Here is a 12,409-nt window from a genome sequence, read left to right as displayed (position 1 = left end):
GCCCTTCACGCCTCTAACGGGACTCGACAGGTCGCGGCCCGCCGGACAACGGAGGGCCACGCCCGCGCGCGGGCGAGGAGGAGCCATGCCCCAGCCCGTCAAGCCGATCCCCGAGGGTTACCACTCCATCACGCCTTATCTCATCGTGAAGGGTGCCGCGAAGGCCATCGACTTCTACGTGGCCGCCTTCGGCGCGACCGAGCTCTTCCGCATGGCACGGCCCGACGGTCGCGTGGGGCACGCCGAGATCCGCATCGGCGACTCGGTGGTGATGCTCGCGGACGAGCACCCGGAGATGGGCGCGCGCAGCCCGCAGACGATCGGTGGGACGCCGCTGTCGCTCCTCCTCTACGTGCCGGACGTGGACGCGGTGGTGGCGCGGGCGGTGGCGGCCGGCGCGCAGCTCACCCGACCGGTCGCCGATCAGTTCTACGGCGATCGGTCGGGCATCCTCACCGATCCGTTCGGCCATTCCTGGTTCGTCTCGACGCACGTGGAGGACGTCCCGCCGGACGAGCTGGAGCGGCGGGCGTCCGCTCAGAAGCCGTGAGCGGCGCGCCGGTGCCCGCCGCTATTCCGGAGGGCCCTCGCCCTCGACGCCGCCGTACGCGCGCGGGTCGAGGCCGTGCCGGAAGGCGATGCTGATCCGCGGGCCGGCCCGCGCGACCTTCGGGATGCTGTGCTGCCAGGTGCGCTGCGTCCGGCCGCCGGTGACGAGCAAATCGCCGCGCCCGAGCGCGAAGGCGAGGCTGCGCCCGCCCGCCCTCCTGCGCAGCAGGAGGCGGCGCGGCTCGCCCAGCGACACGAGCGCCACGATGGGCTCGGCGATCTGCTTGACGATCCGGTCGCCATGCCAGGCCACCCCGTCCGCACCGTCCCGGTACAGGTTGAAGCCGGCGGAGTCGAGCTCGACGCCGTACCGGCGCGAGAGGGCGAGGCGCATCTCTTCCACGATGGGCGGCACGAGCGGCTCGCCAGAGGCGGCGCTCCACGGCGACGTGAGGCGCGGCTCCTGCAGCTTGCGGTCGTACATCCTGCGCGAGCGCTGACCCCAGCGGCGGACCCGAAGGACCTCCTCGAACAGCGCGTCCGACCCGCTCACCCAGCCCGGGGCGAGCTCGATCCAGCTCTCCTCGTCGAGCGCTATCCGGCGCACGGCTCCGAACGAGCGGTCGAACGAAGGCGCGGCGGCATCGAACAGGCCGGGCTGGAATGGAACGGTCGGCACTCGCTCCAGATAACCGCCCGCCACGCGGATTCCACGGCGGCCGGCGGGCGCCCCGCGAGGACGATCTCCCCCGCCCGTGCCCTTCGTCGAGGCGGCGGTGCGATGGGGCGGCGAGGAGCGGGCGGCCTTACGTTGGGTTCGTGTCGAAGGCCTTCACCAGCGAGGAGACGCCCGAGCAGACCCCGATGGTGCGGGGCCCGCCGCGGGTGGCGCCGGGCGAGGTGCGGTACGTCACGCCGGAGGGGCAGGCGGCGCTTCGCCAGGAGCTGGAGGCCCTCCGCGACGCACGCGCGGAGGCGGCGCGCCTGCCGGAGCATGCGCGCGCGGCCCGCCTCGCGGAGCTCGAGCGGCGAGCGGCGCTGGTCGAGGGAACGCTCGCCGCGTTGACGGTCCTCGGTCCTGAGAGCGCGCTGGAGGGGAAGGTCGGCTTCGGGACGTGGGTGGTCGTCGAGGACGAGGACGGCCGAGCGCTCACCTGGCGCATCGTGGGCCCCGACGAGGCCGACCCGCGGCGGGGGATGGTGAGCGTGCACTCTCCCGTCGCGCGGGCGCTGCTCGGGCACGAGGCGGGGGACGACGTGGAGGTGGAGCTCCCGGCCGGACGGCGTGGTTACTCCGTGATCGAGGTACGGCGCACCGCGCCGTAGCGCGGTGGCTCCGGCCTCTGACCGGTTTGGGCCTCCCACGAACACGGCAGGCCCCCCTCCCTCGCGTCGGCCGTGGCTCCCCGGTTACCATCCCGCCATCAGGTGCGCGTTTCACGATAGCGCACGCGCAGTGAATCCGACGGTCCGGTGAGCCGCATGGGCGGAGCGAGGGTGACCCGAGGCCTGCGGACCCGCGCCGCCGCCGTCGCGCTGGCCATCCTCGCCGGATGCCTCGAGGCGCACGGGCAGCCCTCACGCGGACCCCTCCCCGCGAACGCCCCCCAGGTGCTGTTCTTCGGGTCGAGCACCGTCGCCGGCTCGGGCGCGACCGCCACCCACCGGCGGTGGACGTCGCTCCTCGCCCGCCGGGTGGGCTGGCGGGAGATCAACGCGGGGCTCTCCGGCTCGACGCTCACGGAGGTGCCCGGACGCGCCGCGGCCTCGGGCGAGGTGCGCTGGCGCGCGCTCGCCGCCAGCGGCATCCACCCCTCCGTCGTCGTGCTCATGTACGGCGCGAACGACGCCGTCGCCTCGATCCCCATCGGCGAGGCCAGCGTGCCCGGCACCTTCCGTCACGCCGTCGCGGCGGTGCTGCGTGGGCTCGGCGAGGCGTTCCCGGACGCGCTGCTCGTGGTGTGCACTCCCCAGCCCGGCCGCCGCCTGCAGCAGCACCGCCGAGCCCCGTACGACGCCGCGCTCGTGCAGGAGGCGCGGGCCGCGGGGGCGGTGGTGGTGCGCGGGGACGACGCGTTCGCCGCGGAGGCGCTGCCGCGGTTCGCCGCGGACGCCATCCACCTGAACGACGAGGGCCACGCCGCGCTCGCCGCGCACCTCGAGCGCGCGCTCCGCGCGGAGCAGGTGATCCCCGGCGCTCGGCTCGCGCGCGCCGAGCGGCGGCGGGCGCCCACGACCCCGTGAGCGCTGTCGGGGTGCTCGGCTCGCCCTTCGACAGGCTCAGGCGAGCGCGCCGGGATCCTACCGCTCGACCACGAGCTTCTCCTCCCCGGCCTCCTCCGCCGCGTCCACCCGCTGCGGCTCCGCCCGATCGCCGGGCCTCGCCACGCGCCAAATCCAGTCCGGCCCGGGGCGCAGCACGGCGTGGACCTTGAGCGGGATGCGCGAGGAGCGCGGATCGATCTCGTGGTGCTGAGGCAGGTTGAGGTAGTAGAGCCGCGTCCCCACCCCGAAGCGCAGGCGGCAGAGCGGCGCGCCGCCGAAGTCGTCGACCTGGTACTCCTCGTGCCGCACCTGGGCGAGCCGGTGGTGCGGCCCGATCACCACGGAGGACATGCCGTAGGTGGCGCCCGGGTCGCGCTCTCCCATGACGCTCTCGCCGGAACAGTTGCCGAACACCGTCACCGTCTCGCGCACGCCCGGGGTGTCCTCGAGGTACTCGCCGTAGAACCCGGCGAGCACGTCGCGGTAGACGCGGTGCTCCGGCTTGGGGTTGCTCTGCACGACGAAGAGCGCGTCGAGCGTCTGGCGCGAGCGGAAGAAGAGCTGGTTCGCGTGGTCGATGATGGCGCGGATGTTCGACTGGTAGAGGTTCCGGTACACGTAGTCGAGGCAGACGAGCACCATGAAGTTGAAGGGCGTCGCCTCGTTGCGGAACAGCCAGAGGTGCCGGCCGCGGTACTGGTCCTCGTACTTGTCGAGGAACTCCTCGGCGCGGAACGGGTGCGTCTTCGCCTCGAGGAACACCCGCAGCCGCCCTTCCGCGTCCCTCGCCGCGACACATCCGACGTTCACCGGGACGTCGAGCACGTCGCCGGAGTCGATGTCCCGATCGACGAGCGGGATCGCCTCCGCGTTGTCCTCACGGAACCGCTCGAGCAGCTCGCGGTAGGTGCGGAGCCGCACGTGCTCGAGCCCGAACATGGTGACGGTGCTCGGGCGGAAGCGGGAGACCGCGTCGAGCAGGTCGTCCAGCCGCTCGAGCGGGACGCAGCTCTCCGGGAGCATGAGGAAGTGGAGCTTCTTGAGGTTGCCCGGCCCCTCGGCGACGAGCTCGAGCACGGAGCGGATGATGCGCCATTGCCCCTCTGGCTCGGCGATCCGCCACCCCTCCGGCGTGCGGCGGAGGCGGTTCGGGAGCTGCGCGATGAGGCAGTGGAGGTGGTGCCCGAGCGGGTACGCCAGCCGGATGCGCTTGTCGAGGATGTGGACCATCCGTTGACGCTACGGTCCGCGCGGTCCCTGCGTGAACCGCCCGCCCCCGGCGGGCCCGCGCGCGAGGGACCGCCGCGATCGCGGGGACCCCTTCGCCCTGCGCGGTCCGCCCGGCGCGTCAGGCTACGCGGACGCGCGCTTGTCCCACTTGCCCTGCCGGCGCAGGCCGTCCACGATCTCCTGCGCGCGCTCCTTCAGGGCGACGTAGTCCGTCTTGGCGACGCGGTTGAGCGGGAGCGCGCCGCTCTCGACCAGCTCGACGTGGCTCGGCCGGGCGTAGGACGCGATGCCCGCGCAGGCGGCCATCACGTCCTCCGGCGTCACGGACTGGCCGGCCACGCGCTCCACGAAGAGGACGATCGCCTCCGCCCATACGGCGTGCTCGACGCCGACGCAGGCGGCGGCGCTCACCCGGCCCTCCAGCGCGCCCACCACGTGGTTCTCGACGTCGCCGGGGAACACCTGGAAGCCCTTCGGCTTGATGGTCAGCTTCGCGCGCCCGGCGAGGCGGAGGCCTCGCTCCGTGTAGGCTCCGAGATCGCCCGTGTAGCAGATCCCGTCCTTCGAGATCGCCTTCGCCGTGGCCTCCGGATCGTTCAGGTAGCCGAGGAACACCTGCGGGCCCGCGAAGCAGATCTCGCCGACGTCGCCGGGCGGCAGCTCGCGGCCCGCGGTGCCGTCCGCGTTCAGCGGCGCGCGGATGGAGATGGGACAGAGCGGCGAGTCGAAGCCGATGCCCTCCGCCAGATCGTCCGCCGTCGCGCCGAGGGCGGTGTAGGTGCAGAAGCCGGAGGTCTCGGTCAGGCCCAGCCCCGTGCCGATCTCGGGCGCCATCTCTCGCAGCCGATCGAGGAACGCCCGCGGGACGCCTTGCCCGCCGTAGATGGCGGCGCGCAGGCTCGACAGGTCGAGGTCGCGGTAGCGCCGGTGGGCCCACTCCAGGTTGAAGAGGGCCGGGATCTGCCCCACCACCGTGACGCGGTGCTGCTCGATGGCCTCGAGGCTCTTCTCCGCGTCGAAGATGTGCAGCAGCACCGAGACGAGCCCCTCGTAGATCGCGGTCCCGAGCAGCTCGGTCGTGCAGCCGACGTGGGACGGCGGGAGGTTCACCAGCAGCCGGTCGCCCTCCTTCAGGCCGAAGCCCACGGCGAGGCCGACGTTCTGCACGAGGATGCTCTCGTGGCAGAGGAGCGCCGGCTTGGGCGAGCCGGTGGAGCCCGTGGTGAAGATGACGAGGCAGCCGTCGCGCCGCCCGACCTCCCGCCGCGCGCGGCGCACGCTCCCGAGGAGGCGCGCCTTCACGTAGGTCGCCTTGATCCCCTTCGTGAAGTCCTTCACCCACGTGGCGCCGGGGAGGATCCCGTCCGGCTCCTTCTGGAACTGGACCCAGTGGCGCACCGAGCGACACCCGCCGACCACCTCGCGGAGCACGGGCATGAGGGCCGGCGCGCCCGCGAAGAAGTAGCCCTTCGGCTGGAGCTTCTCGAGGCAGGCGCGCAGCTCGCCCGCGCGCAGGCGCAGATCCAGGGGCGCGGCGACGACGCCGATCCGGTAGCAGGCGAGGAGCAGGAACACGTGCTCCTTGAGGAGCGGGAGGCTCGTGGCGAGGACGTCGCCCTTGCGGAAGCCGCTCGCCAGGAGCTTCGCGGCGAACGCGTCCACGGCCGTGTCGAGCTGCTTCCACGTGACCGTCTCGCCGGTGTTGTGCTCGACGAGCGCGACCGCGCCGGGCGCGCGGCGGGCGTGCAGCGAGACGTAGTCGGCGATGTTCTCGAGCAGCGCGGCGGCGCGCGCGCGGCAGTCGGCGTCCTGGGCTGACGTTCTCATCCGGTAGGCTCCCCTGAGCGGGCCCACGGCGAGGGCCCGGTCGAGCGACCGGCAGGTTGTACCCCAGAACCCCGCGCCGAGAGGGCGCGTCTCGCGGTCAGCGCCCCCCGTGGCTCCTCGCGGACAGCCGCAGGGCGTCCTCGGCGCGGCGCAGCACGCGAGGGCCGTCCGAGTACGACGCCACGCGGACCGGCGGGTAGACGCGCATGCGCTCGACGAGCGCCTCCGCCTCGCTCCCGAGCAGCGCGTCGCACTCGTCGTACACGCCGCCCGGTCCCTCCTCCCGAGCGTCGTGCGGGACGAGGATCGATCGGATCTCGATCACGAGCTCGGGCGTCGGCGTCGGCACCAGCAGCGAGGCGAGGGCGCCGTGCTCGATCCGGAGCTGCTCGACGCCGGGGAGCGGCTCGCCACCGCGCGCCCTGCGGACCGCCGGCAGCAGGAGCTTCTCCTCGAGCGCGATGTGGCGGAGGAGCCCGGCGCGGAAGGCGTCGAACGCCTCGCGGTCCAGCGCGCGCTCCGGAGCGATCGCCCGGGCGAGCAGCGCGTCGAGGCGCGCGTGATCGTCGGTCAGGTGGCGGGCGATGAGGCCCGTGGCGGCGGTCGCGGACATGTCAGTCCTCCTCGTCCTCGTCCTCGGCGGCGCCCATGAGGAGCCGATGCTGCGCCTCGCGGACCATGCGATCGACGATCCGGAAGGCGGCGGCGGCGAGCTCCTCGTCGGGCCGCCCCGCGTCGCCGTCGTGGCCGGCGACCAGCAGCGCGAGGAGGCTCCAATCGTCGGCTGCGACGGCGAGGTGTGTCTCCGGCCTGTACCCGTCCGCGGTGGCGCGGAACGGCTCGAGATCCCCGTGCACCGGCCGGAGCACGAGGAGGCGCCCGCGCCGGCGCTCGCGGTGCGCCTCGACGATCCACTCGCGCCGCGCCGAGTCGCGCGTCCGCGCCGAGCCGAGCCGCCCCGCGTCGGGCCGCTGCAGCGCGTCCCAGGCCGCTCGCGCGTCGGGCGCGAGGGCGCTTCCGTTCGGGTACGAAGCGTCACCCGCGGAGTAGCGCTGGAGGATCTCGGCGGGCTCGTAGGGCATCGGGACCTCCGGCGCATGGAGGCGGCGGCGGCAGCCTCGGTGCTGGTGTCCTAGGCAGGGAGCCGGCGAGCGTCAATCCGTTCGCGCCCACACGAGCGCACCCGGCCACACACCGCGGCGCCATCCCGACGGAATGAGGCGCCGGCGGCGGGCTGTTCTCCCGGGAGCCGCCCTCCCCAGTGAATCGTCCAGGCGTCCGTCACGGCGGACGCGGAAGGAGACGTACGTGCGTTTCATCTCGCGCCTCCCCGCGCTCGCCGCGGTCCTCGCGCTTCCCCACCTCGCGCAGGCCGCGAGCGTCGTGCGCGGGCCGTTCCTGCAACAGACCACGCCCACCTCCACGCTCGTCGTCGTGACGACCGACGCGGCCGCCCACGTCGAGGTGATCGCGGAGCTCCCCGGCGGCGGCCAGGCGCGCGTCGCGAGCGACGGCACGAAGCACCTGCTGCGCCTCGAGGGCCTCACTCCGGCGGCCACCACCCCGTTCCGCGTGACCGTCGACGGCGGGGGGGCTGGCGAGGGCGCGGTGCGGACGCCAGGCGTCCCCGGCACGGAGGCGGCGCGCCACGCGGTGCTCGGCGCGACCGCCGACACGGGATCCGCCGGACCGAACGCGCGCGCGAACGTCGCCCGCCTGAAGGCGCGGGGCGTCGAGGCGGTGCTCACGATGGGCGACAATTCGTATCCGGACGGCGCGGTGGCCGAGTGGGACACGACGTTCTTCGGCGTGTGGAAGGACCTCATGCCGTACGCCACGCTGTGGACCGGCGTCGGCGACCACGAGTACCGGGTGCCGTTCGCCCAGCCGTACCTCGACGCGGTCGAGCTGCCCTCGGGGCCGCAGGGCGAGCGGTACTACTCGTTCGACTGGGGAGACCTCCACGTCGTCGCGCTCGACACGAACTGCATCTCGCCGATGAACCCGAGCGAGATGGGCTGCGACGCGGCGACGATGGTCGCCTGGCTGGACGCGGACCTCGCCGCGACGAAGGCGCCGTGGAAGATCGTCACCATGCACCGGCCGGCGCTCGCCACGGGCAAGTACGGCGTGTACCCGGAGGTCCCGCGGGCGCTGCTCGCGATCTTCGAGGGCCGCGGCGTCGACCTCGTGCTCCAGGCCCATAACCACCTGTACGAGCGGACCTGGCCGGCCTGGCAGGGCGGGCTCGTGAAGAAGGACTACGATCGCCCGGGCGCGCCGGTCTACGTCACCGCGGGCGGCGGGAGCGACTACCTGTACCAGTCGGTGATCCCGCCCGCCGAGTGGACGGCGTTCAGGGCGACGGAGTTCCAGCACCTCGTGATCACCCTGGACGGCGGCACGCTGCAGGTCGAGTCCACGCGTCCCGACGGCAGCGTCCTCGACGAGTTCCAGATCGTGAAGGACGTGCCGCCGCCGAGCTCCGACGCGGGCGCGACCCCGACGGCGCCACCGTCTCAGCCGCAGCCCTCCTCTCCCGCAGGATCGGACGCGTATCCCGTCGTGGCGGCGTCCGGCGGGGGCTGCGGCACGGGCGGAGGCGGCGCCCTGGCGATCGCCCTGGTCGGCGCGGTGCTCGCGTGGACGCGGCGGGGCCCTCGTCCCCGGCGCTGACCTCGTCCCGGGGCGCCGGGTGCGTGGCGCGGGAGCGGCTGACCTCCCTCGCCGCCCTCGGACCGGAACGTCAATGGGGCAGCGTCGGCGCCGGTGGCTCCTTCCCGGACTCCATGGCGGCCCCGTGCGCGGCCGTCGCGGCTGCCTCGAGCCGCTCCTTCAGGTTCTGGAGCAGCGTCTCGGCCTCGCGCTCGTTCGAGTGGCGCAGGAACAGCTCCGCCACGTGGCCGAGCAGCGGCAGCGGCAGCTCGTACTCGACCCTCAGGGCCACCTCGGTCCCGTGGTCGCGCTGCGTGAACGTCCATTCGAAGGTGCTCGGGATGCCCTTCTCGTTCCTGGTGACCCGGCGCCTCGGCCGCTCCACCTCGGTGGTCTCAGACCGGCCGTGGAAACGCAGGCCCGCCATCTTGTAGGTCCAGTCCCAGGCGGCTCGGCCCCCCTCCTTCAGCTCGACGTTCGTGACCTCCATCAGGCTGGGCCAGATCTCGAGCAGGTTCCTGGGATCGCTGAGGTGGTCGAAGACGCGCCCCGCCTCGACCTCGATCAGGATCTTCTTCTCGATCCGTTCCATGAGGCACCCTCCTCTACGCTCCGTGGGCGGGGAACGTAGCCATCCGCGGCGGTGGTGCTCGCCCTCTCGCCGGCAGAAATCGCGGGTGCGGGCGCGCGGGTGAGACGCGGGGGCTCGGAGCGTGCCCGGTTCGAACCCGCGCGTCCCGCTGGCGGATCGGCGGTGCGCGCCAGGCCCTGGCCGTCCGCTTGACCTGACGCCTGTCCGTTTTATAGGATGCCATCCGCTATCACGGACGCGCCGCTGTTCCCGCCGCGCCCCGAGGAGATCCAGCGGAATGGCCGTCGCCCCAACGTCAACGCGCGCCCTGACCCACCTCGACTGGCTCGAGGCCGAGGCCATCCACGTCCTGCGGGAGGTCGCCGGGCAGTGCGCGAGCCCCGCGCTGCTCTTCTCGGGCGGCAAGGACTCCATCTGCCTCCTGCGCCTCGCCGAGAAGGCGTTCCGCCCTGGGCGCTTCCCCTTCCCGCTCCTGCACGTCGACACCGGGCACAACTACCCCGAGGTGATCGAGTTCCGCGATCGCCGCGCGGCGGAGCTGCGCGAGCGGCTCGTGGTGCGCTCGGTGGAGGACTCGATCCGCGCCGGCCGGGTCGTGTTGAAGCACCCGGGCGAGTCCCGCAACAAGCACCAGTCCGTCACGCTCCTCGACGCGATCGCCGAGCTGGAGCTCGACGCGTGCATCGGCGGCGCGCGCCGCGACGAGGAGAAGGCGCGCGCGAAGGAGCGCGTGTTCTCGTTCCGCGACGAGTTCGGCGGCTGGGACCCCAAGAACCAGCGGCCCGAGCTGTGGAACCTCTACAACGCGCGCGTCCACAAGGGCGAGAACGTGAGGGTGTTCCCCATCTCCAACTGGACCGAGCTCGACGTCTGGCAGTACATCGCGCGCGAGCGGCTCGAGATCCCCTCCATCTACTTCGCCCACCGGCGCGCGGTGGTGCGCCGCGGGGGCGCCCTCGTGCCGGTGACGGACCTCACGCCGCCCCGCCCCGGCGAGCAGGTCGAGGAGCTCTCGGTCCGCTTCCGCACGGTGGGCGACATCACCTGCACCGCCCCCGTCGAGTCCACGGCCCGGACGCTCGACGAGATCGTGGCGGAGACCGCGACCACCACCATCACCGAGCGAGGCGCGACGCGCCTCGACGACCAGACGTCCGACGCCTCGATGGAGCAGCGCAAGAAGGAGGGGTACTTCTGATGCTCGCCGCCGAACGACTCCCCGCGCCCGACGCGGACAGCCTGCTCCGCTTCCTGACCTGCGGCAGCGTCGACGACGGGAAGAGCACGCTCATCGGGCGGCTCCTCCTCGACACCAAGTCCATCCTCGCCGACGCGCTGCACGCGATCGAGCGCACCTCGCGCAAGCGCGGCCTCGAGGCGGTCGATCTCTCGCTCCTCACCGACGGGCTGCAGGCGGAGCGCGAGCAGGGCATCACCATCGACGTCGCGTACCGCTACTTCTCGACCGGGACGCGCAAGTACATCATCGCCGACGCGCCGGGCCACGAGCAGTACACGCGCAACATGGTCACCGCGGCCTCCACCGCGAGCCTCGCCGTGATCCTCGTCGACGCGCGCAAGGGCGTGCTCACCCAGACGCGGCGCCACTCGTACCTCGCCCACCTGGTCGGCATCCCGCACCTCGTGGTGGCGGTGAACAAGATGGACCTCGTCGGCTGGTCCTCCGAGGTCTTCGAGCGGATCCAGGCAGACTACCTGGCGTTCGCGGAGAGGCTCGGGATCGAGGACGTGCGCTTCATCCCCATGTCCGCGCTCGAGGGCGACATGGTCGTGGAGCGCGGCCAGAACCTCGGGTGGTACCGCGGGCCGACGCTGCTCGAGCTGCTCGAGGAGGCCCCTCCCGGCCACGCCGAGGCTCCGGAGCCGTTCCGCTTCCCCGTCCAGTGGGTCTGCCGGCCGCAGACCCTCGAGCACCACGACTTCCGCGGCTACATGGGCCGGGTCGAGTCGGGCGAGATCCGGGTGGGCGACGCGGTGCAGGTGCTGCCCTCCGGCCGCTCGACGCGCGTGAAGGAGATCCGGCTCCTCGACGCGTCGCTCGCGAACGCGGTGAGCGATCAGTCCGTGACGCTGCTCCTCGAGGACGAGCTCGACGTCTCGCGCGGCGACCTCCTGGTCCGCGCCGGCGAGGCGCCCGAGCCGACCCGCAAGGTCGAGGCCATGCTGTGCTGGCTCTCGGAGCGGCCGCTCGCGACCGGGCGCCGTTACCTCGTCCGCCACACGACGCGCGAGGCGCGCGCCACGATCTCGGAGATCGCCTTCCGGGTGGACCTCGCGGAGCTCGGCGAGCGGCCCGCCGACACGCTCGCCATGAACGACATCGCGCGCGTGTCCCTCCGGCTCGCGCAGCCGATCGCCGCCGACCGGTACGCGGTCAGCCGCGCCACCGGCGCGCTCATCGTGATCGACGAGGCCACGAACGACACGGTCGCGGCGGGGATGATCCTGTGACGGCCCCCCCGCGCGAGGAGCTCGCCCGCTGGGCGGAGGCGCTCGAGGGCAAGACGCCCGCCGAGATCCTGGCGGCGGTCGCGGCCGAGTATCCCCCCGGCCGCGTCGGGTTCGCGACCGGGTTCGGGGCCGAGGGCTGCGTGCTCGTGGACGTGGCGGCCCGCGCCGGCATCCCGCTCGACGTGTTCACCATCGACACGGGGACGCTCTTCCCCGAGACCTACGCGCTCTGGAACCGCCTCGAGGCACGCTACGGGATCACCATCCGCCGCGTCGCCAGCTCGGCGGCGGACGCGCCGGTCCCGGAGGGCGCCCCCGCCCCCTGGGAGACGGACCCCGACCACTGCTGCGAGGTCCGGAAGGTGCTGCCCCTCCGCGCCGAGCTCGGCCGGTTCGACGCGTGGGTCACGGCGATCCGGCGGGACCAGACGCCCGATCGCGCCAACGCCGCCGTCGTCGAGTGGGACGAGAAGTTTCAGCTCGTGAAGGTGAACCCGCTCGCCGCCTGGTCGAGCCGCGACGTCGAGGAGCACGTGCGGGCGCACGACGTTCCCACGAACCCGCTCCACGCCCAGGGCTACCGGAGCATCGGCTGCGCCCCGTGCACGACGCCGGTGGGCGCGGGAGAGGATCCCCGCGCCGGGCGCTGGAGGGGACGGACGAAGACCGAGTGCGGGCTGCACGCGCGGCCGGCGACGGTGCTGCGGATCGCGAGCGAGACGGCGACCCCGACCCCGACCTCGACCTCGACCCCGACCCCGACCTCGACCTCGACCCCGACCTCGACCTCGACCCCGACCTCTCTCGCTTCCCCTCTCG

12 protein-coding genes and 1 pseudogene are annotated in these 12,409 nt (G+C 73.3%); 7 read left to right on the top strand and 6 right to left on the bottom strand.

Annotated features, from left to right (window positions below; translation table 11 throughout):
- Nucleotides 1-85 precede the first annotated feature (85 nt).
- Nucleotides 86-550, top strand: a complete 465-nt coding sequence (locus ANAE109_RS08420; protein WP_011985964.1) for a VOC family protein — start codon at nucleotides 86-88, stop codon at nucleotides 548-550.
- 21 nt (nucleotides 551-571) lie between these two features.
- Here the strand turns inward: ANAE109_RS08420 and ANAE109_RS08415 are convergent, their stop codons facing one another.
- The gene (locus ANAE109_RS08415; protein WP_049768549.1) at nucleotides 572-1,228 is read right to left on the bottom strand and encodes an alpha-ketoglutarate-dependent dioxygenase AlkB; all 657 of its coding nucleotides are present in this window, start codon (nucleotides 1,226-1,228) and stop codon (nucleotides 572-574) included.
- Nucleotides 1,229-1,368: 140 nt separating this feature from the next.
- Between ANAE109_RS08415 and ANAE109_RS08410 the strand changes: the two genes are divergently transcribed.
- Nucleotides 1,369-1,875: a GreA/GreB family elongation factor gene (locus ANAE109_RS08410; RefSeq protein WP_011985962.1), complete on the top strand. Its 507-nt coding sequence runs from the start codon at nucleotides 1,369-1,371 to the stop codon at nucleotides 1,873-1,875.
- A 171-nt stretch (nucleotides 1,876-2,046) separates the two neighbouring features.
- Complete coding sequence (locus ANAE109_RS08405) at nucleotides 2,047-2,793, top strand: SGNH/GDSL hydrolase family protein (RefSeq protein ID WP_041448208.1); 747 nt, start codon at nucleotides 2,047-2,049, stop codon at nucleotides 2,791-2,793.
- 57 nt (nucleotides 2,794-2,850) lie between these two features.
- Here ANAE109_RS08405 and ANAE109_RS08400 read toward each other — a convergent pair whose 3' ends face one another.
- From ANAE109_RS08400 to ANAE109_RS08385, 4 genes are all read right to left on the bottom strand, one after another.
- Nucleotides 2,851-4,044, bottom strand: coding sequence for a hypothetical protein (locus ANAE109_RS08400; protein WP_011985960.1), 1,194 nt, complete (start codon nucleotides 4,042-4,044; stop codon nucleotides 2,851-2,853).
- Nucleotides 4,045-4,167: 123 nt separating this feature from the next.
- On the bottom strand, nucleotides 4,168-5,871 hold the full coding sequence (locus ANAE109_RS08395; RefSeq protein ID WP_011985959.1) for a class I adenylate-forming enzyme family protein: 1,704 nt from the start codon (nucleotides 5,869-5,871) through the stop codon (nucleotides 4,168-4,170).
- Between the two features lie 97 nt (nucleotides 5,872-5,968).
- On the bottom strand, nucleotides 5,969-6,484 hold the full coding sequence (locus tag ANAE109_RS08390) for a hemerythrin domain-containing protein (RefSeq protein ID WP_011985958.1): 516 nt from the start codon (nucleotides 6,482-6,484) through the stop codon (nucleotides 5,969-5,971).
- Nucleotide 6,485: 1 nt separating this feature from the next.
- Nucleotides 6,486-6,953 carry a hypothetical protein gene (locus ANAE109_RS08385; RefSeq protein ID WP_011985957.1) on the bottom strand — a complete coding sequence of 156 codons (468 nt, stop codon included), beginning with the start codon at nucleotides 6,951-6,953 and terminating at the stop codon, nucleotides 6,486-6,488.
- Between the two features lie 226 nt (nucleotides 6,954-7,179).
- Between ANAE109_RS08385 and ANAE109_RS08380 the strand changes: the two genes are divergently transcribed.
- The gene (locus ANAE109_RS08380) at nucleotides 7,180-8,547 is read left to right on the top strand and encodes a metallophosphoesterase (protein WP_041448207.1); all 1,368 of its coding nucleotides are present in this window, start codon (nucleotides 7,180-7,182) and stop codon (nucleotides 8,545-8,547) included.
- Nucleotides 8,548-8,617: 70 nt separating this feature from the next.
- Here the strand turns inward: ANAE109_RS08380 and ANAE109_RS08375 are convergent, their stop codons facing one another.
- Entirely contained in the window at nucleotides 8,618-9,118 is a 501-nt protein-coding gene (locus ANAE109_RS08375) for an SRPBCC family protein (RefSeq protein WP_011985955.1), read from the bottom strand.
- A 277-nt stretch (nucleotides 9,119-9,395) separates the two neighbouring features.
- Between ANAE109_RS08375 and cysD the strand changes: the two genes are divergently transcribed.
- The 3 genes and pseudogenes from cysD to ANAE109_RS08360 all read left to right on the top strand — a co-directional run.
- Entirely contained in the window at nucleotides 9,396-10,316 is a 921-nt protein-coding gene (gene cysD, locus ANAE109_RS08370; RefSeq protein ID WP_011985954.1) for a sulfate adenylyltransferase subunit CysD, read from the top strand.
- Nucleotides 10,316-11,590: a sulfate adenylyltransferase subunit 1 gene (locus ANAE109_RS08365; protein WP_011985953.1), complete on the top strand. Its 1,275-nt coding sequence runs from the start codon at nucleotides 10,316-10,318 to the stop codon at nucleotides 11,588-11,590. Before cysD ends, ANAE109_RS08365 begins: the two co-directional genes overlap by 1 nt.
- A pseudogene (locus ANAE109_RS08360) lies at nucleotides 11,587-12,267 on the top strand (phosphoadenylyl-sulfate reductase); the annotation flags it as partial. The gene ANAE109_RS08365 and the pseudogene ANAE109_RS08360, both read left to right, overlap by 4 nt.
- Nucleotides 12,268-12,409 lie beyond the last annotated feature (142 nt).

Source organism: Anaeromyxobacter sp. Fw109-5, assembly GCF_000017505.1.
Taxonomy (GTDB): domain Bacteria; phylum Myxococcota; class Myxococcia; order Myxococcales; family Anaeromyxobacteraceae; genus Anaeromyxobacter.
The sequence above is the reverse complement of the archived record's forward strand: the minus strand, read 5'-3'. Positions and strand labels throughout refer to the sequence as shown.